Annotated in this window: 26 protein-coding genes and 1 other RNA gene; 11 read left to right on the forward strand and 16 right to left on the reverse strand. The window is 62.6% G+C overall.

The features are described from left to right. The first annotated feature begins 67 nt into the window (after positions 1-67). The 3 genes from dusB to purH are packed head-to-tail and all read left to right on the forward strand — an operon-like array spanning position 68 to position 2,969. The gene (dusB, locus tag PDMSB3_RS17305; RefSeq protein ID WP_007180441.1) at positions 68-1,126 is read left to right on the forward strand and encodes a tRNA dihydrouridine synthase DusB; all 1,059 of its coding nucleotides are present in this window, start codon (positions 68-70) and stop codon (positions 1,124-1,126) included. Continuing rightward, positions 1,123-1,356 carry a Fis family transcriptional regulator gene (locus PDMSB3_RS17310; protein WP_007180440.1) on the forward strand — a complete coding sequence of 78 codons (234 nt, stop codon included), beginning with the start codon at positions 1,123-1,125 and terminating at the stop codon, positions 1,354-1,356. Before dusB ends, PDMSB3_RS17310 begins: the two co-directional genes overlap by 4 nt. 47 nt (positions 1,357-1,403) lie before the next feature. After that, on the forward strand, positions 1,404-2,969 hold the full coding sequence (gene purH, locus PDMSB3_RS17315) for a bifunctional phosphoribosylaminoimidazolecarboxamide formyltransferase/IMP cyclohydrolase (protein ID WP_007180439.1): 1,566 nt from the start codon (positions 1,404-1,406) through the stop codon (positions 2,967-2,969). A 182-nt stretch (positions 2,970-3,151) separates the two neighbouring features. On the opposite strand, the gene PDMSB3_RS17320 is transcribed toward purH, so the two are convergent. Further along, a complete protein-coding gene (locus PDMSB3_RS17320) occupies positions 3,152-3,391 on the reverse strand; it encodes a hypothetical protein (protein WP_007180438.1) in 240 nt (79 codons plus the stop codon). Positions 3,392-3,531: 140 nt separating this feature from the next. Between PDMSB3_RS17320 and ruvC the strand changes: the two genes are divergently transcribed. From ruvC to PDMSB3_RS17340, 4 genes are all read left to right on the forward strand, one after another. Then, positions 3,532-4,074 carry a crossover junction endodeoxyribonuclease RuvC gene (ruvC, locus tag PDMSB3_RS17325; RefSeq protein WP_007180437.1) on the forward strand — a complete coding sequence of 181 codons (543 nt, stop codon included), beginning with the start codon at positions 3,532-3,534 and terminating at the stop codon, positions 4,072-4,074. A gap of 110 nt (positions 4,075-4,184) precedes the next feature. Then, positions 4,185-4,766, forward strand: a complete 582-nt coding sequence (ruvA, locus tag PDMSB3_RS17330; RefSeq protein WP_007180436.1) for a Holliday junction branch migration protein RuvA — start codon at positions 4,185-4,187, stop codon at positions 4,764-4,766. A gap of 119 nt (positions 4,767-4,885) precedes the next feature. Then, positions 4,886-5,953, forward strand: a complete 1,068-nt coding sequence (gene ruvB / locus PDMSB3_RS17335; protein WP_007180435.1) for a Holliday junction branch migration DNA helicase RuvB — start codon at positions 4,886-4,888, stop codon at positions 5,951-5,953. Positions 5,954-5,984: 31 nt separating this feature from the next. Further along, positions 5,985-6,926 (forward strand): oxygenase MpaB family protein, encoded by a 942-nt coding sequence (locus PDMSB3_RS17340; protein WP_007180434.1) that lies wholly within the window; start codon positions 5,985-5,987, stop codon positions 6,924-6,926. A gap of 243 nt (positions 6,927-7,169) precedes the next feature. Here PDMSB3_RS17340 and PDMSB3_RS17345 read toward each other — a convergent pair whose 3' ends face one another. The 3 genes from PDMSB3_RS17345 to tyrS form a co-directional block, all read right to left on the reverse strand. Then, positions 7,170-7,841 carry a histidine phosphatase family protein gene (locus PDMSB3_RS17345; RefSeq protein ID WP_007180428.1) on the reverse strand — a complete coding sequence of 224 codons (672 nt, stop codon included), beginning with the start codon at positions 7,839-7,841 and terminating at the stop codon, positions 7,170-7,172. Between the two features lie 110 nt (positions 7,842-7,951). Further along, a complete protein-coding gene (gene dtd / locus PDMSB3_RS17350; RefSeq protein ID WP_007180427.1) occupies positions 7,952-8,410 on the reverse strand; it encodes a D-aminoacyl-tRNA deacylase in 459 nt (152 codons plus the stop codon). A gap of 31 nt (positions 8,411-8,441) precedes the next feature. Next, positions 8,442-9,692 (reverse strand): tyrosine--tRNA ligase, encoded by a 1,251-nt coding sequence (gene tyrS / locus PDMSB3_RS17355; RefSeq protein WP_007180426.1) that lies wholly within the window; start codon positions 9,690-9,692, stop codon positions 8,442-8,444. A gap of 206 nt (positions 9,693-9,898) precedes the next feature. On the opposite strand from tyrS, the gene PDMSB3_RS17360 reads away from it, so the two are divergent. Beyond that, positions 9,899-11,029 carry an anhydro-N-acetylmuramic acid kinase gene (locus PDMSB3_RS17360; RefSeq protein WP_007180425.1) on the forward strand — a complete coding sequence of 377 codons (1,131 nt, stop codon included), beginning with the start codon at positions 9,899-9,901 and terminating at the stop codon, positions 11,027-11,029. Positions 11,030-11,121: 92 nt separating this feature from the next. Here the strand turns inward: PDMSB3_RS17360 and erpA are convergent, their stop codons facing one another. The 3 genes from erpA to rplM all read right to left on the reverse strand — a co-directional run bounded on the left by erpA (position 11,122) and on the right by rplM (position 12,598). Next, a complete protein-coding gene (erpA, locus tag PDMSB3_RS17365; RefSeq protein WP_007180424.1) occupies positions 11,122-11,487 on the reverse strand; it encodes an iron-sulfur cluster insertion protein ErpA in 366 nt (121 codons plus the stop codon). A gap of 278 nt (positions 11,488-11,765) precedes the next feature. Then, positions 11,766-12,158 carry a 30S ribosomal protein S9 gene (gene rpsI, locus PDMSB3_RS17370; protein WP_007180423.1) on the reverse strand — a complete coding sequence of 131 codons (393 nt, stop codon included), beginning with the start codon at positions 12,156-12,158 and terminating at the stop codon, positions 11,766-11,768. Between the two features lie 11 nt (positions 12,159-12,169). Next, positions 12,170-12,598 carry a 50S ribosomal protein L13 gene (gene rplM, locus PDMSB3_RS17375; RefSeq protein WP_007180422.1) on the reverse strand — a complete coding sequence of 143 codons (429 nt, stop codon included), beginning with the start codon at positions 12,596-12,598 and terminating at the stop codon, positions 12,170-12,172. A gap of 646 nt (positions 12,599-13,244) precedes the next feature. Here rplM and PDMSB3_RS17380 point away from each other — a divergent pair. Continuing rightward, positions 13,245-13,667 carry an OsmC family protein gene (locus tag PDMSB3_RS17380; RefSeq protein ID WP_007180421.1) on the forward strand — a complete coding sequence of 141 codons (423 nt, stop codon included), beginning with the start codon at positions 13,245-13,247 and terminating at the stop codon, positions 13,665-13,667. A gap of 107 nt (positions 13,668-13,774) precedes the next feature. On the opposite strand, the gene rnpB is transcribed toward PDMSB3_RS17380, so the two are convergent. The 3 genes from rnpB to pyrC all read right to left on the reverse strand — a co-directional run bounded on the left by rnpB (position 13,775) and on the right by pyrC (position 16,185). After that, positions 13,775-14,188: RNase P RNA component class A (gene rnpB / locus PDMSB3_RS17385), an RNA gene on the reverse strand. Between the two features lie 95 nt (positions 14,189-14,283). Next, the gene (locus PDMSB3_RS17390) at positions 14,284-15,111 is read right to left on the reverse strand and encodes a DUF3025 domain-containing protein (RefSeq protein ID WP_007180420.1); all 828 of its coding nucleotides are present in this window, start codon (positions 15,109-15,111) and stop codon (positions 14,284-14,286) included. Positions 15,112-15,123: 12 nt separating this feature from the next. Then, a complete protein-coding gene (gene pyrC / locus PDMSB3_RS17395) occupies positions 15,124-16,185 on the reverse strand; it encodes a dihydroorotase (protein ID WP_165187035.1) in 1,062 nt (353 codons plus the stop codon). 168 nt (positions 16,186-16,353) lie between these two features. Between pyrC and PDMSB3_RS17400 the strand changes: the two genes are divergently transcribed. Continuing rightward, positions 16,354-17,292, forward strand: coding sequence for a class II glutamine amidotransferase (locus PDMSB3_RS17400; protein ID WP_007180418.1), 939 nt, complete (start codon positions 16,354-16,356; stop codon positions 17,290-17,292). Between the two features lie 134 nt (positions 17,293-17,426). On the opposite strand, the gene PDMSB3_RS17405 is transcribed toward PDMSB3_RS17400, so the two are convergent. The 6 genes from PDMSB3_RS17405 to PDMSB3_RS17430 all read right to left on the reverse strand — a co-directional run bounded on the left by PDMSB3_RS17405 (position 17,427) and on the right by PDMSB3_RS17430 (position 23,222). After that, positions 17,427-18,152, reverse strand: coding sequence for an amino acid ABC transporter ATP-binding protein (locus PDMSB3_RS17405; protein WP_007180417.1), 726 nt, complete (start codon positions 18,150-18,152; stop codon positions 17,427-17,429). Continuing rightward, complete coding sequence (gene gltK, locus PDMSB3_RS17410) at positions 18,149-18,826, reverse strand: glutamate/aspartate ABC transporter permease GltK (protein WP_007180416.1); 678 nt, start codon at positions 18,824-18,826, stop codon at positions 18,149-18,151. The genes PDMSB3_RS17405 and gltK overlap by 4 nt, the downstream gene beginning before the upstream one ends. Beyond that, positions 18,826-19,566, reverse strand: coding sequence for an amino acid ABC transporter permease (locus tag PDMSB3_RS17415; protein ID WP_007180415.1), 741 nt, complete (start codon positions 19,564-19,566; stop codon positions 18,826-18,828). The genes gltK and PDMSB3_RS17415 overlap by 1 nt, the downstream gene beginning before the upstream one ends. A gap of 82 nt (positions 19,567-19,648) precedes the next feature. After that, the gene (locus PDMSB3_RS17420; protein WP_007180414.1) at positions 19,649-20,542 is read right to left on the reverse strand and encodes a glutamate/aspartate ABC transporter substrate-binding protein; all 894 of its coding nucleotides are present in this window, start codon (positions 20,540-20,542) and stop codon (positions 19,649-19,651) included. 264 nt (positions 20,543-20,806) lie between these two features. Next, positions 20,807-22,129, reverse strand: coding sequence for a Glu/Leu/Phe/Val family dehydrogenase (locus tag PDMSB3_RS17425; protein ID WP_007180413.1), 1,323 nt, complete (start codon positions 22,127-22,129; stop codon positions 20,807-20,809). A gap of 136 nt (positions 22,130-22,265) precedes the next feature. Then, the gene (locus PDMSB3_RS17430) at positions 22,266-23,222 is read right to left on the reverse strand and encodes a LysR family transcriptional regulator (protein ID WP_007180412.1); all 957 of its coding nucleotides are present in this window, start codon (positions 23,220-23,222) and stop codon (positions 22,266-22,268) included. 298 nt (positions 23,223-23,520) lie between these two features. Between PDMSB3_RS17430 and PDMSB3_RS17435 the strand changes: the two genes are divergently transcribed. Then, positions 23,521-24,273, forward strand: a complete 753-nt coding sequence (locus PDMSB3_RS17435) for a glycosyltransferase family 2 protein (protein WP_007180411.1) — start codon at positions 23,521-23,523, stop codon at positions 24,271-24,273. Positions 24,274-24,340 lie beyond the last annotated feature (67 nt).

Genomic DNA, 24,340 nt, shown 5'->3' on the forward strand with positions numbered 1-24,340 from the left:
ATTTCGCGAACGCTCCGATTGACAGAAACTGGGCAATCGGTCGCGCGCGTTCACCGCGTCTCACGTTATGCCCACTCTCGGCTCCCACAATCTGCGTAATAACCTGTTCGTCGCGCCCATGGCCGGCGTGACCGACCGGCCGTTCCGGCAGCTCTGCAAACGGCTGGGCGCAGGCTACGCGGTGTCGGAAATGGTCGCCTCGAACGCGCAGTTGTGGAAAAGCGAGAAGACCATGCGCCGCGCCAATCACGCGGGCGAGGTCGAACCGATCGCCGTGCAGATCGCCGGCGCCGATCCGGCCATGATGGCCGAAGCGGCCCGCTACAACGTGGCGAACGGCGCGCAGATCATCGACATCAACATGGGCTGCCCGGCCAAGAAGGTGTGCAACGTGGCGGCCGGTTCGGCCCTGTTGCAGAACGAGCCGCTGGTGCAGCGCATCGTCGAGGCGGTGGTCGGCGCGGTGGGCGTCGGGCCCGACGCGGTGCCCGTCACGCTCAAGATCCGCACCGGCTGGAATCGCGAGAACCGGAACGCGCTGAGCGTCGCGCGTCTGGCCGAATCGGCCGGTATTTCGATGCTGACCGTGCATGGCCGCACGCGCGCCGACCTGTATCACGGCGAGGCCGAATACGACACCATCGCCGCAGTGAAAGCGGCCGTGCGCATTCCGGTGGTCGCCAACGGCGACATTACGTCGCCGCAAAAAGCACGCGAGGTGTTGGCCGCCACCGGTGCCGACGCGATCATGATTGGCCGCGCCGCGCAAGGGCGCCCGTGGCTGTTCCGCGAGATCGGCCATTTCCTGCAAACGGGTGAGTTGCTGCCGCCGCCGCGCATCGACGAAATCCAGCAGGTGATGAACGAGCATCTCGAAGACCACTATGCCTTCTACGGCGAATTTACGGGCGTGCGCACTGCGCGCAAGCACATCGGCTGGTACACTCGCGGCCTTTCTGGCGCCAACGTGTTCCGGCATCGCATGAATACGCTGGACACCACACGCGAACAACTCCTCGCCGTCAACGAGTTCTTCGACGCACAAAAGGCGATCTCCGACCGCCTCGTCTACGTCGACGAAACGCTCAGCACGGACGAGGACCCAACCGACCGACTAGCAGCATGAGCAAGAACAATATCGAACAATCTGTCCGCGACAGCCTGGGCATGTATTTCCAGGATCTCGACGGCTCCAATCCGCACGACGTCTACGACATGGTGATTTCGTGCGTGGAAAAACCTCTGCTCGAAGTGGTGCTCGAGCAGGCCGGCGGCAATCAGTCGCTGGCCGCCGAGTATCTCGGCATCAACCGCAATACGCTGCGCAAGAAGCTGCAACAGCACGGTTTGTTGTAGTTTTTCCGGCGCCCTGCCACGTTTCCCTTCGGCTTTTCGTCTTCATCATGATCAAGCAAGCGCTCATCTCCGTTTCCGACAAGTCCGGCATCGTCGACTTCGCCAAATCGCTGTCGGACCTCGGCGTCAGGATCCTGTCGACCGGCGGCACCGCGAAACTGCTCGCGGACGCGGGCCTCTCCGTCACCGAGGTCGCCGACTACACCGGCTTCCCGGAAATGCTGGACGGGCGCGTGAAAACGCTGCATCCGAAGGTGCACGGCGGCATTCTGGCGCGCCGCGACCTGCCGGAACACATGGCGGCGCTTGAAAAGCACGACATTCCGACCATCGACCTGCTGGTCGTGAATCTGTATCCGTTCGTGCAGACCGTGTCGAAAGAGGAATGCTCGCTGGAAGACGCGATCGAGAACATCGACATTGGCGGCCCGACCATGCTGCGCTCGGCCGCGAAGAACCATCGCGACGTGACGGTGGTGGTCGATCCGGCCGATTACGCGGTCGTACTCGACGAAATGCGCGCGAACAGCAACGCCGTGTCGTACAAGACGAACTTCCGCCTTGCCACCAAGGTGTTCGCGCACACCGCGCAGTACGACGGCGCGATCACGAACTACCTGACGAGCCTGACCGACCAGTTGCAACATTCGTCGCGCAACGCTTACCCGGCCACGTTCAACCTGGCGTTCAACAAGGTGCAGGATCTGCGCTACGGCGAAAACCCGCATCAGAGCGCGGCGTTCTACCGCGACCTGTCGGTGCCGGCCGGCGCACTCGCCAACTACAACCAGTTGCAAGGCAAGGAACTGTCGTACAACAACATCGCGGATTCCGATGCAGCGTGGGAATGCGTGAAGACTTTCGACGTGCCGGCGTGCGTGATCGTCAAGCACGCGAATCCGTGCGGCGTGGCAGTCGGCGCGGACGCCAACGAGGCCTATGCGAAGGCGTTCCAGACCGATCCGACCTCGGCGTTCGGCGGCATCATCGCCTTTAACCGCGAAGTGGATGAGGCGGCTGCGCAAGCCGTGGCCAGGCAGTTCGTCGAAGTGCTGATCGCGCCGTCGTTCAGCGCCGCAGCGCGCCAGGTGTTCGCGGCGAAGCAGAACGTGCGTCTGCTCGAAATCGCGCTGGGCAACGGGCATAACGCGTTCGATCTGAAGCGCGTGGGCGGCGGCCTGCTGGTCCAATCGCTCGACTCGAAGAACGTGCAGCCGCGCGAATTGCGCGTGGTCACGAAGCGTCACCCCACGCCGAAGGAAATGGACGATCTGCTGTTTGCGTGGCGCGTGGCGAAGTACGTGAAGTCGAACGCTATCGTGTTCTGCGGCAATGGCATGACGCTCGGCGTCGGCGCCGGCCAGATGAGCCGCGTGGACTCGGCGCGTATCGCCAGCATCAAGGCGCAAAACGCCGGTCTGACGCTGGCCGGTTCGGCCGTGGCGTCGGACGCGTTCTTCCCGTTCCGCGACGGCCTCGACGTGGTGGTGGCGGCAGGCGCGACCTGCGTGATCCAACCGGGCGGCTCGATGCGCGATGACGAAGTGGTCAGCGCGGCGGACGAGCACAATATTGCGATGGTGCTGACGGGCGTGCGTCACTTCCGGCATTGATTCGGGTTGAATGGCGGTGCGTGTTTCTTGATGAGACTGCGCCGCTGGATGAGATCTGAGCTTTAGAAAAACGGCCTGGCGGGTTTTCCGCCGGGCCGTTTTCTTTGGTGCGGCGCTTGGCCTTGCTTGTACCGTGCTCGCGCCACGCTCGTGCCGCATGTGCCCCACCCCTCACGCACCGCTCAATCGTCCGGCTCCTTTCTCGCATAACCTCCGCTCACCTCGGCGTGCCGGCTGATATAAGTGCTGAGCCCCCGGCCGCGCCGCGCAAGACGCTTGAGCGAGGAAACGTGCCGTTCGCCGACACTCGCCTCGGTGTACCAATACACCACGCCATGCCTGAAGCGGACCGCGACAAAATCGTCGCCGATTTCATAAGCCTCGACGCCCGAGCCGCCGCTGAGATTCCGATAGCGCTCCATCTGCGAATACCTCCTTGCGCGCCGCCCTGCACCACACGCAGCAGTTTTTATTCCGCTGACATCGACGCGCGCCGTCCGCCGGGCGACGCGCGTGTTGTAGTATCGCAAGCACCTGGTTTTTACCGCTCCCGCGGCACCTCATGAGAATTCTCGGCATCGACCCCGGCCTGCGCGTGACCGGCTTCGGCGTGATCGACCAAAGCGGCCACACGCTCAGCTATGTCGCGAGCGGCGTCATCAAAACCGCCGACGCCGATCTGCCCTCGCGTCTGGGCACCATCTTCGAAGGCATTTCCACCCTGATCCGCCAGCACTCGCCGGATCAATCGGCGATCGAAAAAGTGTTCGTCAACGTCAACCCGCAATCCACCTTGCTGCTCGGCCAGGCACGCGGCGCGGCCATCTGCGGACTGGTCGCGGGCGGCGTGCCAGTCGCCGAATACACCGCCCTGCAACTGAAGCAGGCCGTGGTGGGTTACGGCCGCGCAACCAAGGAGCAGATGCAGCAGATGGTCGTGCGCCTGCTCAATCTCTCCGGCGTACCCGGCACCGACGCCGCCGACGCGCTCGGCATGGCGATCTGCCACGCGCACGGCGGCACGACGCTGAGCACGTTGGGCGGCATCGCGCCTTCGCTGGCGAAGAAAGGTTTGCGCGTGAGGCGCGGACGGCTGGTCGGATAGAAGCTCATGCGGCAACGCATGGATCAACCGCGATTGACGCACGATTCGCGAGCCACTCGACGCTCACTCGCTGCGCTACACTCGCCCTTTCTCTCGAGATTGAATTCGCCATGATCGGTCGCATTGCCGGCGTTCTGCTGGAAAAAAACCCGCCGCATCTGCTCGTCGACTGCAACGGCGTCGGTTACGAAGTCGATGTGCCGATGAGCACGTTCTACAACCTGCCCTCCACCGGCGAACGCGTGGTGTTGCTCACACAGATGATCGTGCGCGAAGACGCGCATCTGCTGTACGGCTTCGGCACCGCCGAGGAACGCTCGACCTTCCGCGAACTGCTGAAAATCTCCGGCATTGGCGCACGCATGGCGCTGGCGGTGCTGTCGGGCATGAGCGTTCACGAACTCGCGCAGACCGTCACGATGCAGGACGCGGCGCGTCTGACGCGCGTGCCGGGCATCGGCAAGAAGACGGCGGAGCGGCTACTCCTCGAACTGAAGGGCAAGATCGGCGCAGACCTGGGCGCGATGGCGGGCGCGGCGTCGGCATCCGACCACGCCTCCGATATCCTGAACGCACTGCTCGCATTGGGTTACTCCGAAAAAGAAGCGTTGGCCGCCGTCAAGAACGTGCCGGCCGGTACCGGCGTTTCCGAAGGCATCAAGCTCGCATTGAAGGCGCTGTCCAAGGGCTGACGCTCGACCCTCGTGTCCGGCATGCATGCGATGAGTGAAGCTTCGCACATGCCGGCGAGCGGCGCACCCTGGCCATTCGGCCGAGTTTCGCGGCGGGCGGCTCGCGGTACAATGAACGCATGATCGAAACCGACAAACTCGCCGCCGAGCGCATCATTGCGGCCACGCCCGTCTCGCCGAACGAAGAAGCGTTCGAGCGCGCGTTGCGCCCGCGCCAGCTCGAAGAATATGTCGGGCAGGAAAAAGTGCGCGGCCAGCTGGAAATCTTTATCGAGGCCGCCAAACGCCGCTCCGAATCGCTCGACCACGTGTTGCTGTTCGGGCCGCCGGGTCTCGGCAAAACCACGCTCGCGCACATCATTGCGCGGGAAATGGGTGTCAATCTGCGGCAAACGTCGGGGCCGGTGCTGGAACGCGCCGGCGACTTGGCCGCGCTGCTCACCAACCTCGAAGCGAACGACGTGCTGTTCATCGACGAAATCCACCGGCTCTCGCCGGTCGTCGAAGAAATTCTGTACCCGGCGCTGGAGGATTATCAGATCGACATCATGATCGGCGAAGGGCCGGCCGCGCGCAGCGTGAAGCTGGACCTGCAGCCGTTCACGCTGGTCGGCGCGACCACGCGCGCGGGCATGCTGACCAACCCGCTGCGCGACCGCTTCGGAATCGTGGCGCGGCTCGAGTTTTATAACGCCGAGCAACTGGCGCGCATCGTCACGCGTTCGGCGTCGCTGCTCCATGCGCAGATCCATCCGGACGGCGCGTTCGAAATCGCCAAACGCGCGCGCGGCACGCCGCGGATCGCGAACCGCCTGCTGCGGCGCGTGCGCGACTTCGCCGAGGTGAAGGCCGACGGTAATATCACCGCGCAAGTGGCCGACGCCGCGCTCAAGATGCTCGACGTGGACGCGGTCGGCTTCGACCTGATGGACCGCAAGCTGCTCGAAGCGATTTTGCACAAGTTCGACGGCGGCCCGGTCGGCGTCGACAATCTGGCGGCGGCTATCGGTGAAGAGCGCGACACGATTGAAGACGTGCTCGAACCGTATCTGATCCAGCAGGGCTTCCTGCAGCGCACGCCGCGCGGCCGCGTCGCCACGCTGCTCACGTACCGGCATTTCGGCCTCGCCGCGCCCGACTCGTCGAGCAGCACACTGCCCGGCCTGTGGGATTCGGCCGCGACCTGAGCCGATACGCGCAGCACGAGACCGAATCAGGATGTCCGACCAAACCAGGCAGCCCAACTCATCCAGCGGTCTCTCGCAGCTTCTTACCCGCAGGCTCCGTTCAAAGCTGGCCGCCGGTGTCACGCATCTGACAAGCGGCAGCGGTCCCACGCTCGACTATTCTTCCCCTCCGGGCGACCCGGGCCTGTTCGGGCCGGACTCGGTGTGCTGGAAAGTGCACGCCGATTTCACGTCGATGATGACGGGCGGCATTAGCGCGCTCCTGCTCCAGGCATTGCACCCGCTGGCTCTTGCCGGCGTGTGGGACCACTCGACGTTTCGCACCGACATTCTCGGCCGCCTGCGGCGCACCGCGACTTTCATCGCGGGCACGACGTACGGCAACCGGCACGACGCGCTGGCGCTGGTCGAACGTGTGAAGCGCATTCATCTGGGCGTGAGCGGCGTCGCGCCTGACGGCCGGCCATATCGCGCGAGTGAGCCTGCGCTGCTGACGTGGGTGCATGTCGCCGAGGTGTCGAGTTTCATGACCGCGCACTTGCGCTATGTGAATCCGTCGCTGCCCGTTGCCGCGCAAGATCAGTATTTCGCGGAAACCGCGCGCATTGCCGAGATGCTCGGCGCGTCGGACATTCCGCGCTCGCGAGCTGAGATCGACGCTTACTTGCAGGCAATGCAGCCTGAGCTCGTAGCCAGCGAACGCACGCGCGAACTGGTGAGGATTCTGATGAACGCGCCCGCCCCGAGTGCATCGATGCGGCCGGCCGGCGTGTTGATGCTCAACGCCGGCGTCGACCTTCTGCCCGATTGGGCGCAGGCGATGCTGGGATTCCGGCGCTACGCGGCGCTTCGCCGCGCGGTCACGAGACCCGGCGTGCGGCTGGTCGCGCCGGTGATCCGCTGGGCGCTGGTGAATGGCGTATCGAAACGCGCGCGCCGCCGCGTGGCTGCGGGCATGCGCGAGCCGGAATAACGCAGCCGGACGCGGCTCGCACAACTCGCACAAGCGCGAACAACCCACATCAGCTTGAACCGCGCGGATGGAATATGCGCGCAAACCGCCGCGCCGATGGCCAGTTCAGCGAAGGGCGACCGACACGCATGCAAGCTGACTTGCGAAAGTTTGCGCTACGCCAATGAGCGGAAGGTTCGCGAACGGTCCAAGTCGGCCGCCGAACAAACTCACGCTCACGCCGCCCAACCGGGCATGTGCCGATCAACGGCCCGGCTGCGTCGCTTTCTTGAAACTATCGTCCGCACTCGGCGCATCGAGATGCGAGACGTCCGCCCACGTCACAATCGTCGCCTTGCCATTATCGAAATCCACCGCGTTCACGCTCGTGTTCAGCAGCGGATAGTCACGCGGCGCATCGAGCGGCAAACCACAGGCGAGGCGCCGCACGCAATCGAGCACGCCACCATGCGCGACGCAGGCAATCCGCCCGCCGGGATGCGCGGCAACCAGTGGCTCGATCGCGTGCAGAACGCGGTGGTAGAGCGCGCGTTGCGACTCACCGTCCGGCGGCGAGAAGCCAGGGTCGCGAGTTTGCCAGTGCGCGTATTCGTCGGGGAAGCGCTGGGCGATCTCGTCGCTGTCATGGCCCTGGAAGGCACCATATGAACGCTCGCGCAGATTTTCGCGCAACTGCAACGGCAAGCCGAGCGCGTCGGCGACCGGCTGGGCGGTTTGTTGCGCGCGTTGCAGGTCGCTCGAATAGATTGCGTCGAGCCGTGCGCCCTGCTTCGCCTCTTCGGCCATGCGGCGCGCAAGGCGTTGCGCTTGCGCCAGCCCAGTGGTGGCGAGCGGAATGTCGACGTGACCTTGAATGCGCTTGATGCGGTTCCAGTCGGTCTCGCCGTGCCGGATGAACAGAATCTGCGTAGTCATGGGATGAAAGTGGGCGCCATCAGCCGGTTATGCCGAGCCGCCATTGTCGCAAAAAGCGGCCGGAGGGTAGATGCGCGCCGCGGCGCGCATGCGGGAACGACCGCCGGAGATCAGGCGTGCGTCTGCAACCAGAACGTGACCGGCCCGTCATTGACGAGCGACACCTGCATATCGGCGCCGAATTCGCCGGTCTCGACGATCGGATGTTTCGCCCGCGCTGCCGCGACAAAATAATCGAAGAGGCGCTTGCCTTCATCGGGCGGCGCGGCCGGCGTAAAGCTGGGACGCAGGCCGCTGTTGGTGTCCGCGGCCAGCGTGAACTGCGATACGAGCAGCAGGCCGCCCGCGCGCCCGGCGCCGTCGAGATTTTGCACGGAGAGATTCATTTTGCCGGCCGCATCGCTAAAGACGCGGTAGCCGAGCACCTTGGCGAGCAGCCGGTCGGCCGCCGCCTCGGTATCGCCGCGTTCGGCGCAGACGAGCGCGAGCAGACCCGCCTCGATCGCGCCCGTCACGCGGTCGGCCACGCGCACCTCCGCGCGCCGCACGCGTTGAATCAGCGCGATCATCGGCTCGACTCCAGATGCGACGCCGGGCCCATCAGGCCGTCAGCGTGACGCGTGAGAAACGGCGCTTGCCGACCTGCACGACGTACTCGCCGGCTTCAATTTTCAGGCCCTTGTCGGACACGGTCGCGCCATCGATCTTCACGCCGCCCTGCTCGATGTTGCGCAGCGCTTCGCTGGTCGACGGCACGAGGTTGGCCTGCTTGAGCAGTTGGCCGATCGCGAGCGGTGCGCCCGCGAGCGTCACGGCCGGGATATCGTCCGGCACGCCACCCTTCGCACGATGGTTGAAGTCTTCGAGCGCGCGTTCAGCGTCGGCTTGCGAGTGGAAGCGCGCGACGATTTCCTGGCCGAGCATCACCTTGAAATCGCGCGGATTGCGGCCTGCCTCGGTTTCTTTCTTGAAGCCGGCGATTTCTTCCATCGGCCGGAACGAAAGCAGTTCGAAGTAACGCCACATCAACACGTCGGAAATGCTCATCAGCTTGCCGAACATGTCGGTCGGCTTTTCGCTTATGCCAATGTAGTTGTTCTTCGACTTCGACATTTTCTCGACGCCATCCAGCCCTTCGAGCAGCGGCATGGTCAGGATGCACTGCTGTTCCTGGCCGTATTGCTTCTGCAACTCACGGCCCACGAGCAGGTTGAACTTCTGGTCCGTGCCGCCGAGTTCGAGGTCCGCGTTCAGCGCGACCGAGTCGTAGCCTTGCATCAACGGGTACAGGAACTCGTGGATCGAGATCGGCACGCCGCTCTGAAAACGCTTGGTGAAATCTTCGCGTTCGAGAATCCGCGCCACCGTATAGCGCGACGCGAGCTTGATCATGCCGTCGGCGCCGAGCGGCATCGACCATTCGCTGTTGTAGCGGATTTCGGTCTTGTCGCGGTCGAGCACGAGCGCGGCCTGCTCGAAATACGTCTTGGCGTTCGATTCGATCTGCTCGCGCGTGAGCGGCGGGCGCGTGGCGTTACGGCCCGACGGATCGCCGATCAGCGAGGTGAAATCGCCGATCAGGAAAATCACGGTGTGGCCGAGGTCCTGCAACTGGCGCATCTTGTTCAGCACGACCGTGTGGCCGATGTGGATGTCCGGTGCGGTCGGATCGAGCCCGAGCTTGATGCGCAGCGGTTTGCCGGTCGCCGCGCTCTTCGCGAGTTTTTGCGCGAACTCGTCTTCGATCAGCAGTTCGTCGACTCCGCGTTTCGTGACGGCGAGCGCGTGACGGACTTCGTCGGTGATCGGGAAGGCGGAAGCGGGGCTAGGCTTGGTGGACTCGGTGCTCATGCTGGAAACGTGAAGTCGCAAAAAAAGGAGATTGTCCCATAGATGCGCGCCGCCGCGCCCATCGACGCAGCCGCAGGCGCGCCGCCGACGTGCGATTTCCGCATCCGGCGCCGTGCCGCCGGCATTGCCGCGCTTTATATTCGCCCGCGCTTCGCCCGATAATCTGCTACAACGAATCGCAACGAACCATCGAGAGGAGCAACAACGTGGCGCAAGACCCCGCAGACGGCGTCTACTTTGGATTGATGTCCGGAACGAGCATGGACGGCGTGGACGGTGTGGCCGTCAGGTTCGCGCAAGGCAAGCCGCCCATGGTGCTGGCCGAGGCGTTTGTCGGCTTTGCCGCGGGCCTGCGTGACGCACTGTTCGCGCTCCAGCAACCCGGAGACAACGAGATCGAGCGCGAGGCGCTGGCTGCCAATGCGCTCGCCACGCGTTACGCGGTGTGTTGCCATGACCTGCTGCACAACAGCCGTGTACCCGCCGCGGAGGTGCGTGCGATCGGCGTGCATGGGCAGACGGTGCGGCATCGGCCGGAAAAGGGTTATACGCGGCAGATCAACAACCCGGCGCTGCTCGCGGAAATGATGCATATCGACGTGATCGCCGATTTCCGCAGCCGCGACGTCGCGGCCGGCGGCCAGGGCGCGCCGCTCGTGCCGGCGTTTCACGCCACCGTATTCGGCGCGAAGAACGAAACTCGGGTGGTCTGCAATCTTGGCGGCATCAGCAATATCACGATCCTGAACGCGACCGGCAGCGTGCGCGGCTTCGACTGCGGGCCGGCCAACGCGCTTCTCGACGAATGGGCGCAGCGCCATCTAGGCAAGTCTTTCGACGAGAACGGCCATTTCGCGGCCGGCGGCCAGGTGGATCGCGCGCTGCTGAATGCCTTGCTCGACGAGCCGTTTTTCAGCCAGCAGCCGCCGAAAAGCACCGGCCGCGACCTGTTCAACGCTGATTGGCTCGATGCGAAGCTGCAGCCGTTTGCCGCGCTTACCCCCGCCGACGTGCAAGCGACGCTGGTCGCGCTCACCGCGGTGACGGTCGCACGCGAGATTGAACGGCACGCGTCGGACGCGCGAGCGGTCTACGTCTGCGGCGGCGGCGCGCGCAATCCGGAAATTCTGAAGGCCTTGCAGCAGGCATTGGAAGACAGCGGTGTCAGCGGCGTGCCCGTCATGACAACCGATGCGCTAGGCGTGCCGCCGAGCCAGGTGGAGCCGCTGGCGTTCGCCTGGCTCGCCATGCGCTGCGTGGCGCGTCGCCCGGGCAATTTGCCTGCGGTGACAGGCGCGTCCGCCGAGCGCGTGCTCGGCGCAATCTACCCGCGTTGAGCTGAGCTGAGCGCGGCGCGGATTTCGGCGCAGGCAATAAGAAACGGAGCCGAAGCCCCGTTTCTCACAATCGGTTGCTCAACAACCAGTCGTCACACCGAGAACGATGAGCCGCAACCACAGGTGGTCGTAGCATTGGGGTTCTTGATGACGAACTGAGCGCCGTTGATATCGTCCTTGTAGTCGATCTCAGCGCCCACCAGATACTGGTAGCTCATCGAATCGATCAGCAGCTGGACGCCGCTCTTGTTCATGACGGTGTCGTCTTCGTTGACGGCTTCGTCAAACGTAAAACCGTACTGAAAGCCCGAGCAGCCGCCGCCCTGCACGAAAACGCGCAGTTTGAGGTCCGCATTGCCTTCTTCTTCGATCAGTTGCTTGACCTTGTCAGCCGCTGCGTCGGTAAAAACGAAGGGGGCGGGCATCTCGGTCACGGGTGTATCGGTGACTGCGTTCATTCGAACTCTCCAAAAAGCTTCTAACCGCTATTGTAGGGCTGATCTCGATATCGTGCCGAAGCCCACAAAGTCAATGGGTTCTTCCAGAGAATCAATGGATAACGCGTTCTTCCGCCACCAGCCCGGCTGAGCGGGATGTATCGCCGCTCTGCGGACGAGTTCGTTGCCGCAACACTAAATCGCAACGACCCGCGAACCCATGAAAAAAGCCGCCTTCGCGAAAGCGTTGGCGGCTTTTGCAGCGCACCGGCCCGAGAGCCGGTTTGCACCCGAAACGATTAACGCTTCGAGAATTGCTTCCGGCGACGCGCCTTGTGGAAGCCGACCTTCTTACGTTCGACTTCACGAGCGTCACGCGTGACGAAACCAGCTTTCGACAGTTCCGGCTTCAGCGTTGCGTCGTAGTCCATCAGCGCGCGGGTGATGCCGTGGCGAACCGCGCCGGCTTGACCCGTTTCACCGCCACCGTTCACGTTGACCTTGATGTCGAACGTAACGCCGTGGTTCGTGAGTTCCAGCGGCTGACGCACGATCATCAGTGACGTTTCGCGCGAGAAGTAATCGGCGATAGGCTTGCCGTTTACAATGATCTCGCCCTTGCCAGCCTTGATGAAGACGCGTGCGACGGCGCTCTTGCGGCGGCCCGTGCCGTAATTCCAGTTACCGATCATGTGGGCTCCCCTTAGATCTCGAGCGCTTTCGGCTGTTGTGCCGAATGCGGATGCGTTGCTTCAGCGTAGACCTTCAGCTTCTTGATCATCGCGTAGCCGAGCGGGCCCTTCGGCAGCATGCCCTTGACCGCTTTCTCGAGCGCACGGCCCGGGAAGCGTTCCTGCATCTTGCCGAACGTCGTTTCATAGATACCGCCCGGGTAGCCCGAGTGACGGTAGTACTTCTTGTCAGTAGCCTTGTTGCCCGTGACGCGCAACTTACCCGCGTTGATAACGATGATGAAATCACCGGTGTCGACGTGCGGAGTGAATTCAGGCTTGTGCTTGCCGCGAAGACGGTGTGCCACTTCGCTGGCGACACGCCCGAGAACTTTATCCGTCGCGTCAATCACGTACCATTCACGCGTAACCTCATGGGCTTTTGCGGAAAACGTCTTCATGATCGATCCAAAAAAATTGCTGCGCCCAATGTGTTTTTTCCTGCTTGTAATGTGCGCATCGAGGCGCGTGCAGGCTCTCCCTGGTTCTTCCTCCGCGGGCGCGGATGCGGAAAAGCCCTGAATTATAAAGGAATTTGCTACGGCAAGTCAAAACGTACGGGGTTTGCGCGAGATTTGCGGCAATCCGGCAGCGGCGGAGCGCGTTTTAGCGCCCTTTCGTGCACAAACCGCCCGGGCCCGGACAGGGCGCGGGCGAAAAAAAACCCGAACGAGCGGTTCGGGTTTAATCCACCAAAGGAGGAGGTGGAGGAGACAGATCGAATTATATGAGCGCACCTTGTGCGACGCAAGAACATTTGCATTGCGAAATACGATTTCATAATACGGCAATCGCATTTTGCGACTTAAGGGCGCCAAAAATTCTTTTGAATCAAATACTAAAGAACACCCGAGCGCCAACGCCCGCAGACATCGCCTAGAGTAAAACCCCTAAACTCGTCAGGGCATTCCCGGATTGGCTGAACATGCCGCAGCGCAGCACGCAAGCTGTCATCACGCATAACTTGTGACAAAAGTCGCCTCGGGCGGACACCCGAACACCGGGCTACAATGCCGTCTCGATAAGCGAAGCGCGGTGGAGCAGAGCATGGAATGCAAAGTAAGCTGGATGGGGCAAGACGGGATGGCGTTTGCAGCCGAGACGGGCAGCGGCCACCTGGTGGCGATGGACGGCGCGCCTGAAGGCGGCGGCCGCAATCTCGCGCCGCGTCCGATGGAAATGGTTTTGCTCGGCACCGGCGGCTGCACCGCCTACGACGTCGTGATGATCTTGAAGAAAAGCCGTCAGGAAATCGCCGGGTGTTCGGTCACGCTGAAGGCCGAACGCGCCAGCGAAGATCCGAAAGTGTTCACGAAGATTCACTTCCACTTCACTGTGACAGGCAAGAATCTCAACCCGGCCACGGTGGAACGCGCCATCAACCTGTCGCACGACAAATACTGCTCGGCCTCGATCATGATCGCCAAGACCGCCGAGCTGACGCACTCGTTCGAGATCGTCGCTACCTGAAAGCGGACTTGCGGTTGCGGCGCGGGCCGGAACGCTCGCCGCCGGACCGAGCGTACAAAAAGTAAAAATGCCGGCGTCCATATGGACGCCGGCATTTTTTTGTCAGATGGCAAAGCAGGCCGATAAGCCGGATTCTGTGCACGCGCCACGTCCGAAGACGCGGCGCGCGTGGCAGCCATTCCTCTAGGCGCGCCATTGCTGACGCGCTCAAGCTTCCTACCCGCAGACGTGACGGGGGCCCCGTCCTGCATCTCGAAGATGCTAGCCTGCCTACTTGGAATTGCTCCGGGTGGAGGTTACCGTGCCGGTCTGCCTTGCAGCAGCCGCGGTGCGCTCTTACCGCACCGTTTCACCCTTACCTGATCCCGGCTTGCGCCGGGCCATCGGCGGTTTGCTTTCTGTTGCCCTGTTCCGCGTGTTGCCACGGATGGCCGTTAGCCATCACCCTGCCCTGTGGAGTCCGGACTTTCCTCGCCCTCTTTGGCCGAAACCGCGGAGGCCGCGACTGCCTGGCCTGCTTTGCTGGGGCGGATTTTAACACCTGCGGCAGCGGCAAGCCGGGGCAACGGCTGAAATAGCCGGATGGCCAGGGAATACCGCGACACCCCCCCCGCGCTCAGCGCGCGCGCCGCCCCGTGCGAAACACGGACGTGTCGTCGTAAAACACGGACGATTCGTTGTCCGGCCACCAGCCCGGAATGCCCAGCACGGGCAATGGCGCGAACATCCGGCTCGTCAGTGCATCCGTGCCCAGCAGCGCTGTGGCGACCGAGTCGTCCAGAAACGCTTCGCGCTTCATGGCGTCCCATTCAAAGTATGCGGCCGGCACATCGACGATCCACGCATGCCCCGTGCAGGCCTTGAACGGCACAACCAGCTTTTCCATCAGCGCATGGCCGAAGCAGCGCACTTCGCAACCTGCGCCCCAGGCATCGCGCCGGGCGAGCAGCAGCGTCTGCCAGTCGAACCCACGCAATGCCGCGCTCAAAGCAGGGTCCGCGCATGCGAACAGCAGCGCATTTTCGTCGAACAGGGTCAGCATGTCGCGTACGCCGCCGCGGCTCGGACCAACGCCCAACGCGTCAATCGCCGCCGACTGACGCGCGTTCAGTGCCGCCTTGATATGCGGAAAGGCGAACCACATCGACGCATTGAAGAAGTCGTGCAGATTGTGGCGTGTCGGCACGCAGCCGGTTGCCGCGATATGCGCCTCGTACGCCGCGCCGGGCGGCAGATCGTCCTGCGCGATGAACGCGAGGCGTTGACCACGGCCTGTGCTCTGCCGAATCTCTCCGGCGTCGGCGTTCATTTCCGCGAGCAATGCCTCGTAGCTCGTCAGCGCAGCCCGCTGCCAGCGCTTGCCGCGTTCGGCGAACGGCGCGAACCACGGCTTGGTCCAATCGATGGCAGCGAAGCCCGGCGGCTCCGCCTCACGCGCCTGCATCGTGCTGATGCCTTAAACCAGGCGCCAGCCAATCGACTCGCCGCCGCGCAGCGGTACGACCGGCGTATCGCCGACCGGCAGTTCGGCCGGCAGCGTCCATTCCTCACGACGCAGTGTAACTTTCTCTTCACTGCGCGGCAGACCATAGAAATCCGCGCCGAAAAAGCTCGCGAAGCCTTCGAGCTTGTCCAGTGCGCCGGCCTTGTCGAACGCTTCCGTATAAAGCTCCAAAGCATGCAGCGCCGTGTAGCAACCCGCGCAGCCGCACGCATGCTCCTTCAGCCCCTTCGGATGCGGCGCGCTGTCCGTGCCGAGGAAAAAGCGCGGATTGCCCGACGTCGCCGCCTCGACCAGCGCCACCCGATGCGTCTCCCGTTTCAACACCGGCAAACAGTAGTAATGCGGGCGAATGCCGCCCTGGAAGATCGCGTTGCGGTTGTACAGCAGGTGATGCGCGGTGATCGTCGCGCCCAGCAGTTCCGGCGCCACGCCGGCTTCGCGGATATAGTCGACCGCGTCTTTCGTGGTGATGTGCTCGAACACCACCTTCAGCGCCGGAAACGCGCGGCGCAGCGGCGTCATGACCCGGTCGATGAACACCTTCTCGCGGTCGAACAGATCGATTGACGAATCCGTCACTTCGCCGTGCACCAGCAGCGGCATGCCCAGTTCCTGCATCACTTCGAGCGTTTTCGCGCACTTCATGATGTCGGTGACGCCCGCGTCCGAGTTGGTCGTCGCGCCCGCCGGGTACAGCTTCACGCCGTGCACGAAGCCGCTTTCACGCGCGCGGCGGATTTCGTCGGGCGGCGTGTTGTCGGTCAGGTACAGCGTCATCAGCGGTTCGAACTTCGCGCCTTCGGGAATCGCGGCGACGATGCGCTCGCGATAAGCCTGCGCCATTGCGGTGGTCGTGACCGGCGGCTTCAGGTTCGGCATGATGATCGCGCGGCCGAACTGGCGCGCGGTGTCCGGCAGCACAGCAGCCAGCATCGCACCGTCGCGGACGTGCAGATGCCAGTCGTCCGGCCGGACGAGCGTGATGGAGTCGAGGGAAGCGTTGGAAGCGGTCATGGCGAAAAGGGGGACGAGTTTCGGCGACAAAAGCCAATCTATGCGGTCAAACCGCGACGTTGCGGCATAAACACACGTCAATTTTGCTATTTGGCGTTTCTGGCTCGGTGATATGCTTGGAAAATCATCATTGTAACGGCTCGCCCCGTTCACAGGCTTACCCGCAACATGTGCCAACTTCTCGGAATGAACTGCGCCGCGCCAACGGACGTCACGTTCTCGTTCACCGGCTTTGCGGCGCGCGGCGGCGTCACCGACCACCATGCCGACGGCTGGGGCATCGCCTTCTTCGAAGACAAAGCCTGCCGCCTGTTCATCGACCATCAATCGTCGGCTACCTCGCCGATCGCCGAGATGGTCAAGCGCTATCCGATCAAATCGAAGAACACCATTGCGCATATCCGCAAGGCGACGCAGGGGCACATCCTGCTCGAAAACTGCCACCCGTTCATGCGCGAACTGTGGGGACGCCACTGGATCTTCGCGCACAACGGCGACCTCAAGGATTATTCGCCGGCCCTGTCGGGCGTGTACCAGCCGGTCGGCACGACCGACAGCGAACTGGCGTTCTGCGCGCTGCTCGAAGGCTTGCGTAAGGCTTTTCCCGGCGCGCAGCAGCCGCCGCTCGACGAATTGTTTGCCGCACTCGAAACGCTCACGCGCGAAATCACGCAATTCGGCGTGTTCAATTTCCTGATGTCGAACGGCCAGGCGCTGTTCGCGCATTGCTCGACCCATCTGTATTACATCGTGCGGCGCTGGCCGTTTTCCACCGCGCATCTCGTCGACGCGGACGTGTCGATCGATTTCGCCAAATACACGACGCCCGAAGACCGCGTCGCGGTGATCGCCACCAAGCCACTGACCGACAACGAAGTCTGGACCGCGTTCGAACCGGGCGATCTGATGATGTTCCAGCACGGCGAGGTGATCGGCCGCGTGAACGTGCCGGTGCCGGTTTCGGTGCTCGAAAAACTGCGCAATCCCGCTTTGGACGCGTCGGCTTCGGCCAGCACAATCGCGGCTTCGACCGAAGCCATGCAAGCCGAGAGGGACGCCGAGGTGGATCTGGAAGCTGCGGACGACGCCGCCGCATTCGAATCCTGAGCGCTCGAGCAGTTAAGCCCGCCGACGTTCGCTCAAATCGAAGCACCAGAAACAGAAAAGCCGCTTTCGAAGCGGCTTTTCTGTTTCCGTGCTCGTGGGCCGCACCGCCTGAACGGCGCGGCCCCAAGGCACACTCAGTGCAGGATCTTGGCCAAAAAATCCTTGGCGCGATCCGACTTCGGATTGGCGAAGAAGTCTTCCTTGCGGTCGTCTTCCACGATCAAGCCCTTGTCCATGAAGATCACGCGGTGCGCGACCTTCTTCGCGAAGCCCATTTCGTGCGTGACGCACATCATGGTCATGCCTTCCTGCGCGAGTTCGACCATCACGTCGAGCACTTCGTTGATCATTTCCGGATCGAGCGCCGAAGTCGGCTCGTCGAACAGCATGGCGATCGGGTCCATCGACAACGCGCGCGCAATCGCCACGCGCTGCTGCTGACCGCCCGACAACTGGCCCGGAAACTTGTCCGCATGCGCGCGCAAGCCCACGCGATCGAGCAGCTTCAGCCCTTTCGCCGTGGCTTCGTCTTTCGAGCGGCCGAGCACCTTCACCTGGGCGAGCGTGAGGTTCTGCACGATCGACAGATGCGGGAACAGTTCGAAGTGCTGAAACACCATGCCGACCTTGGAGCGCAGCTTCGACAGATTGGTTTTCTTGTCGGTGAGCGACTGACCGTTGATGATGATCTCGCCCTTCTGGAACGGCTCGAGGCCGTTGACGGTTTTGATCAGCGTGGACTTGCCCGAGCCCGACGGCCCGCACACCACCACCACTTCACCTTTTTTGACTTCCGTCGTGCAGTCGGTCAGCACCTGAAACTGACCGTACCACTTCGAAACATTCTTGATAGAGATCATCTTGCGACCTTTTTCTGAAGACCTTTGACGAGGCTCGACGCGATCACGCAGATCACGAAATAACACGCGCCCGCGAACAGTACCATTTCGACATTCGTACCGTCACGGTCGCCAATATTCGTAGCGGTGCGGAAGAAGTCGGCGAGGCTGATCACGTAGACGAGCGACGTATCCTGAAACAGCACGATACCCTGCGTGAGCAGCAGCGGCACCATCGCGCGGAATGCCTGCGGCAGCACGATCAGGCGCATGGCCTGCGCGTAGTTCATGCCGAGCGCGAACGCCGCGTTGACCTGTCCGCGCGGCACGGCCTGAATGCCGGCGCGGATGATCTCCGAATAGTACGCCGCCTCGAACAGCGAGAACGCGACCATGGCCGACGCAAGGCGAATGTCGATATCCGCCGACAACCCGAGCACGTTCTGCAGCACTTGCGGCACGATCAGGAAGAACCACAGCAGCACCATCACCAGCGGGATGGAACGGAAGATCGTCACGTAGCCCTTCGCGAACCACTCGAAGGGTTTGAACGACGACAGCCGCAACATCGCGAGAACGGTGCCCCAGATAATGCCGAACACGATCGCGATCACCGTGATTTTCAAGGTGACGACGGCGCCGGTCCACAGCGTAGGCAATGCGCCCGGAATACCGCTCCAGTCGAAATGGTGCATTACTTGCCTCCGATATAGCCGGGCAACCGGGTCTTCGCTTCGACCCAGCGCATGAGTTGCATCACGACCAGATTAATCAGCATGTACGCCACCGTGACCGCGATAAACGACTCATACGTCTGCGACGTATAGTCGACCAATTGGCGCGCCTGAGCGGAGAGATCGAGCAAACCGATCGTCGACGCGACCGCCGAGTTCTTGAAGATATTCAGAAACTCGGACGTGAGCGGCGGCACAATGATCCGGTACGCGACCGGCAGCAGCACGTAGCGATACGTCTGCCATTGCGTGAAGCCCATTGCCAGACCCGCGGCGCGCTGGCCGCGCGGCAGCGCATTGATACCCGAGCGCACCTGCTCGCACACGCGCGCGGCAGTGAAGAGCCCGAGACAGATGATCGACGACGAGAAGAACTGCGCGCCCGGCGGGAGTTGCTTGAACCAGTTGCCCACCGAAACCGGCAGCAACTCCGGTATCACCAGATACCAGATGAAGAACTGCACGATCAGCGGAATGTTTCGGAAAATCGCAACATAGAGCGTGCCGATGCCCGACGCCCATTTATTCGGCACCGTGCGCAGCACGCCGAACAACGAACCGACGATCAGCGCGATCACCCATGCCGACAGCGACACGGTAATCGTCACCCAGAAGCCCGACAGCAACCAGCCCAGATAGGTGGTCGGCTCGCCGGTGGAGACCGGACTCAGCAGAATGCCCCAGTTCCAGTGATATGACATGACCAAGACTCCAGCAAAAAGAAACGGAAGAAGCGCGTGGCCCCTTCCGTTTCGTTCAGCGTTTCAAAAAAACAGCTAAGGTTTAATCGATTGCCTTGTCATTCGGGCTCTTGTAGAGCGCCTTGATGTCGTCGCTTTCCGGGAAGTTCAGGTTCAGGCCCTTCGGCGGAATCGGCGATTCGAACCACTTCTTGTAGATCGCGTCGGCTTCGCCCGAGGTTTCGACCTTGGCGATCGCGTCGTCGACGACCTTCTTGAATTCCGGATCGTTCTTGCGAATCATGCAGCCGTACGCTTCATGCGATTGCGGCGCGCCGACGATCACGAAATCGGCCGGGTTGTTCGACTTCGCGCGTTCGCCCGCGAGCAGTGCGTCGTCCATCATGAAGGCAGCGGCGCGGCCCGTGGAGAGCGTCAGGAACGACTCGCCGTGGTCTTTCGCGCTGATGATGTTCATGCCCATGCTCTTGTCCTGGTTCATCTTGCGAAGCAGGCGCTCGGAGGTGGTGCCGGCGGTCGTGACGACCGTCTTGCCCTTCAGGTCGGCCCAGTCCTTGATACCGGAGTCTTTCTTGGTCATGAGGCGCGTGCCGATCACGAAGATCGTGTTCGAGAAGGCAACCTGCTGCTGACGTTCAGCATTGTTGGTGGTCGAGCCGCATTCCATGTCGACGGTGCCGTTCTGCACCAGTGGAATACGGTTTTGCGACGTGACCGGCGTGAGCTTGACCTTCAGGTTCGGCATGTTCAGCTTCTGCTTCACCGCGTCCACCACTTTCAGGGCGAATTCCTGCGAGTAGCCGATAACGTTCTGCTTGTCGTCGTAATACGAAAACGGGATCGACGATTCGCGATGACCCAGCGAAATGACGCCCGTGTCCTTGATCTTTTTCAGCGTACCCGCGTCTTGCGCATGCGCGCCAACCGTGAACAGTCCGAGAGTCGCGAGCAGCAGCGCAGCTTTTTTAACCTTCATTTTTGATCTCCTTGGCAAGAACCGGCGCCAGTTTAGCAAAGTAATTATTCTGAAAGTATCGCTATAAACCATGTTGTTGCGTGGCCGCCGCTAAGCGTTTGCGGCGCTTGCGGCCGGTCGGTCAACCTTTCCGGATATGCAAAGGCGAGCGGCATCGATACGATGCCGCTCGCCGGGCCCAACACGCGGTCTCGTGAACCGCGTCAAAGCAGGGATTGGCGGCGGTCCTGCCAGATAGCAGAGCCGCCGTTCGCAACGGAAAGATCAGGGATACAGGCCGCGCAGTTCGCGCGCTTCCAGGATCCGCTTACACGCGACGATAAACGCCGCGGTCCGCACGGACACCTTCTGCTCGCTCGAAACCTGCCACACAGCGGCGAACGCTTCGCGCATCACACGCTCCAGACGCTGGTTGATCTCGTCTTCCGTCCAGAAGAAGCTCGAAAAGTCCTGCACCCATTCGAAGTACGACACGGTCACGCCGCCGGCGTTGGCCACCACGTCCGGAATCACGAGAATGCCGCGATCGTGCAGGATGTCGTCCGCCGCCGTGGTGGTCGGGCCGTTGGCGCCTTCCACGACGATCTTCGTCCTGATCTTCGCCGCGTTCTTTTCGGTGATCTGGTTTTCCAGCGCGGCCGGAATCAGGATGTCCGATTCGACCGTCCAGAATTCTTCATTGGTTACGGCGTCCGCTTCCGGGAACCCGCCCACGCCGCCGTGCCTGGCCACGTGGTCGAGGAGTGCGACCGCGTCGATACCCGTCGACTTGTACAGCGAGCCGGTGTGGTCCTGCACCGCGACCAGCTTCGAACCCGCTTCCTGGAACAGACGCGCCGCGATTCCGCCGACGTTGCCGAAACCCTGCACCGCGATGCGCGCGCCTTCGATGTCCACACCGATACGGCGTGCGGCTTCGGAAGCCACCACGAACACGCCGCGGCCCGTCGCCTCGCGGCGGCCGAGCGAGCCGCCCAGCGTGATCGGCTTGCCCGTCACGACGCCCGTGGCAGTTTGGCCCTGGTTCATCGAGTACGTGTCCATCATCCACGCCATGATCTGCTCGTTCGTATTCACGTCCGGCGCGGGAATGTCGGTATTCGGTCCGATGATGATGCCGATTTCGCTGGTGTAGCGGCGCGTCACGCGTTCGAGCTCACCGCGCGACAGGGTGCGCGGGTCGACCCGGATGCCGCCCTTCGCACCGCCGTACGGCACGTTGACCGCAGCATTCTTCACCGACATCCACGCCGACAGCGCCATCACTTCCGACAGCGTCACGTCCTGGTGGTAACGCACACCGCCCTTGCCCGGACCGCGCGACACGTTGTGCTGCACGCGATAGCCTTCGAAGTGTGCGACCGTGCCGTTATCGAGTTCGATAGGCACATCGACGATCAGAATGCGCTTCGGGCGCTTCAGGGTTTCGAGCCAGCGGGACAGGGAGCCGAGGTACGGCGCGACGCGATCGACCTGACGCAGGTAGTTGCCCCACGGGCCGAGGTCGTCTTTATTCAGGTAGGAAGGAACCGAGTGCAACGTTGCTGCGGATTGTGCGAGTTGTGCTGCCTGTTGCTGGGATGACATGAACGCTCCGGCGTTGATCGAATGACAACATTGTCGAAAAACGCCGTTTTGAAATCCAATGCCGTTTCCTTATCCGATTATGTTTTTTTTGCATAACCATCAGGAAGCCGCAAATTCGCGTCGTAGGGGGGCAGGTTCAGGCCGCGCCCGGCGCCAGTTCCTGCGACACCACGTCCCACAGCTGACGCACGAGTATCTGGCGGGCATCGTCGCTCTTTGCCGCGAGCTTGTCGCGGTACAGACGGATCTCCATGGTCAGCGTGAGTTGGCCTTCCGGCGTGCCGCGTGTGGCGCGGTCGAGGCGGATCAGCTTGCCGTCGGCGACCGCGTCTTCCACCGCGCTATGCGGCAGGAAAGCGATGCCGTGCCCGGCCAGCGCCATCGCCTTGAGTCCTTCGGCCATGTCGGTTTCATAGAGCCGGTCGAGATACAGACGCTCCGGCGCGTTGGCCAGAATCACTTCGGTCATGCGGCCCAGATAGGCGTTCGGCGTATAGGACAGATACGGCGTGGGCGCCTCGGCGCTGCCCGGCAACGTGTGACGCGGCCGGCCCGCACGGCCGGGCGCGGAGAACGGACTGATCGGCTCGATGCCAAGCGTCAGCATGTCGTAGCGGCCCGGATCGAGCGCGACCGGGTGGCTGGGATGGTGATAGCCCATCATCAGATCGCAGCCGCCTTCCACCAGCGACAACGCCGCATCGTGCACGTTCAGCGCGCGCAGCCGGGTATGGATCGGGCCCATCTGCGCTTCGATACGCTGCAGCCAGCGCGGAAAGTAAGTCAAGGACAGCGTATGCGGCACCGCGAATTCGATAGTCGCCTGCGGCGTCGCCGTATGCCCGCGCAGCAACGCCCGCGCCTCGTGGAACTGCGACAGCATGGCGAGCGCCTGTTCGTTGAACACCTGGCCGGCCGCCGTCAACCGCGTCGGATAAACCGAACGGTCGATCAGTTCCGTGCCGAGCCACGCTTCCAGCGCCTGAATCCGCCGTGAGAAAGCCGGCTGCGTGACGTGCCGCAACTCGGCCGAACGACTGAAACTACGCGTTTCCGCGAGCGAAACGAAGTCTTCGAGCCATTTCAGTTCCATGCGGAGCCTGCCACCAGCGGAGGGAAGAAGTCAGCATTCTAGATGCTGCCGCGAAGCTGACCGCGGCGACGCGGCGAGGTCCGGCCATGTCTGCCCGCGAAATCGGACTATGCCGATAGGCCAGGTCGAGGCGACTCTATATCTTGCCTCGGGCAATTCGCGGAGCCTCTGTCGGCCCAGTAGTGTGCCTCGAACGACACCGCGCCGAGCAGAACGAGGTAGTCGCCGTTCCGAATCGCACCACGCCGCAGCCACGCAACTCCGGCTATCGACCACATCCCTTCCTGCACACCCAGCCATGTCCCCACTCGTTTCCATCATCACGCCGACGGCCAATCGCGAAGCTCTGCTGCCGGCCGCCGCGCGCTGCGTCCTTAGCCAGCAAGTCGACTGGGAATGGCTGGTGCTCGACGACAGCGCCGAGCCGAGCGCGTACATGCGGGCGTTGGCATCGCAGGACACACGCATTCGCTATTTTCATTCGCCCACGCGCATGTCGATCGGCGCAAAGCGCAACCACCTGATCGGCGAAGCGCGCGGCCCGGTAATCGCCCATTTCGACGACGACGATCACTACGCGCCGCATTACCTCGCGCACATGATCGGAACAATGCAGGACAACAGCGCCGACCTCATCAAGCTATCGGGCTTTTTCATGTACGCGCCGCATACACAGTTCTTCGGCTACATGGACCTGAACGCGAAGGTGGGCCTCCACTACGAGCTGAGCGGCCGCTCGGTCAGTCACATTGAATTCCACGAGAAAATGCAGATCGGCGCGGATTTCATCCTGTTCTATGGTTTCTCGTATGTGTACGACAAGGCGCTCGCCGCAATGGCGGCCTTCGACGACATCGATCTCTACGAAGACGAGCGCTTTATCCGTCGCGTGGTCGATAGCGGCCGCAAAGTCATCGCGGTAGACGATCCGCGCGCCAGTTGCCTGCATCTGGTCCATCCCGCTTCGACCTCGCGGTGCTTTGCGCGCTACTCGATGCCGTCGTTCATTCTCCCCACGCTGTTTCCCGGCTACGAAGGCCACCGGGGCTAGACGCGTCGGGCCTGCCACGGGAAATCGGGGCTGTCGGCGTCCGGTGGTAAAATTCGCGCTTCCCGCA

The sequence above is a fragment of the Paraburkholderia dioscoreae genome (assembly GCF_902459535.1).
GTDB lineage: Bacteria > Pseudomonadota > Gammaproteobacteria > Burkholderiales > Burkholderiaceae > Paraburkholderia > Paraburkholderia dioscoreae.

Excerpts from the sequence above, each read along its gene's own strand:
- dusB (WP_007180441.1), top strand. The coding sequence starts at position 68 with ATGCCCACTCTCGGCTCCCACAATCTGCGTAATAACCTGTTCGTCGCG.
- PDMSB3_RS17310 (WP_007180440.1), top strand. The coding sequence starts at position 1,123 with ATGAGCAAGAACAATATCGAACAATCTGTCCGCGACAGCCTGGGCATG.
- purH (WP_007180439.1), top strand. The coding sequence starts at position 1,404 with ATGATCAAGCAAGCGCTCATCTCCGTTTCCGACAAGTCCGGCATCGTC.
- PDMSB3_RS17320 (WP_007180438.1), bottom strand. The coding sequence starts at position 3,391 with ATGGAGCGCTATCGGAATCTCAGCGGCGGCTCGGGCGTCGAGGCTTAT.
- ruvC (WP_007180437.1), top strand. The coding sequence starts at position 3,532 with ATGAGAATTCTCGGCATCGACCCCGGCCTGCGCGTGACCGGCTTCGGC.
- ruvA (WP_007180436.1), top strand. The coding sequence starts at position 4,185 with ATGATCGGTCGCATTGCCGGCGTTCTGCTGGAAAAAAACCCGCCGCAT.
- ruvB (WP_007180435.1), top strand. The coding sequence starts at position 4,886 with ATGATCGAAACCGACAAACTCGCCGCCGAGCGCATCATTGCGGCCACG.
- PDMSB3_RS17340 (WP_007180434.1), top strand. The coding sequence starts at position 5,985 with ATGTCCGACCAAACCAGGCAGCCCAACTCATCCAGCGGTCTCTCGCAG.
- PDMSB3_RS17345 (WP_007180428.1), bottom strand. The coding sequence starts at position 7,841 with ATGACTACGCAGATTCTGTTCATCCGGCACGGCGAGACCGACTGGAAC.
- dtd (WP_007180427.1), bottom strand. The coding sequence starts at position 8,410 with ATGATCGCGCTGATTCAACGCGTGCGGCGCGCGGAGGTGCGCGTGGCC.
- tyrS (WP_007180426.1), bottom strand. The coding sequence starts at position 9,692 with ATGAGCACCGAGTCCACCAAGCCTAGCCCCGCTTCCGCCTTCCCGATC.
- erpA (WP_007180424.1), bottom strand. The coding sequence starts at position 11,487 with ATGAACGCAGTCACCGATACACCCGTGACCGAGATGCCCGCCCCCTTC.
- rpsI (WP_007180423.1), bottom strand. The coding sequence starts at position 12,158 with ATGATCGGTAACTGGAATTACGGCACGGGCCGCCGCAAGAGCGCCGTC.
- rplM (WP_007180422.1), bottom strand. The coding sequence starts at position 12,598 with ATGAAGACGTTTTCCGCAAAAGCCCATGAGGTTACGCGTGAATGGTAC.
- PDMSB3_RS17380 (WP_007180421.1), top strand. The coding sequence starts at position 13,245 with ATGGAATGCAAAGTAAGCTGGATGGGGCAAGACGGGATGGCGTTTGCA.
- PDMSB3_RS17390 (WP_007180420.1), bottom strand. The coding sequence starts at position 15,111 with ATGCAGGCGCGTGAGGCGGAGCCGCCGGGCTTCGCTGCCATCGATTGG.
- pyrC (WP_165187035.1), bottom strand. The coding sequence starts at position 16,185 with ATGACCGCTTCCAACGCTTCCCTCGACTCCATCACGCTCGTCCGGCCG.
- PDMSB3_RS17400 (WP_007180418.1), top strand. The coding sequence starts at position 16,354 with ATGTGCCAACTTCTCGGAATGAACTGCGCCGCGCCAACGGACGTCACG.
- PDMSB3_RS17405 (WP_007180417.1), bottom strand. The coding sequence starts at position 18,152 with ATGATCTCTATCAAGAATGTTTCGAAGTGGTACGGTCAGTTTCAGGTG.
- gltK (WP_007180416.1), bottom strand. The coding sequence starts at position 18,826 with ATGCACCATTTCGACTGGAGCGGTATTCCGGGCGCATTGCCTACGCTG.
- PDMSB3_RS17415 (WP_007180415.1), bottom strand. The coding sequence starts at position 19,566 with ATGTCATATCACTGGAACTGGGGCATTCTGCTGAGTCCGGTCTCCACC.
- PDMSB3_RS17420 (WP_007180414.1), bottom strand. The coding sequence starts at position 20,542 with ATGAAGGTTAAAAAAGCTGCGCTGCTGCTCGCGACTCTCGGACTGTTC.
- PDMSB3_RS17425 (WP_007180413.1), bottom strand. The coding sequence starts at position 22,129 with ATGTCATCCCAGCAACAGGCAGCACAACTCGCACAATCCGCAGCAACG.
- PDMSB3_RS17430 (WP_007180412.1), bottom strand. The coding sequence starts at position 23,222 with ATGGAACTGAAATGGCTCGAAGACTTCGTTTCGCTCGCGGAAACGCGT.
- PDMSB3_RS17435 (WP_007180411.1), top strand. The coding sequence starts at position 23,521 with ATGTCCCCACTCGTTTCCATCATCACGCCGACGGCCAATCGCGAAGCT.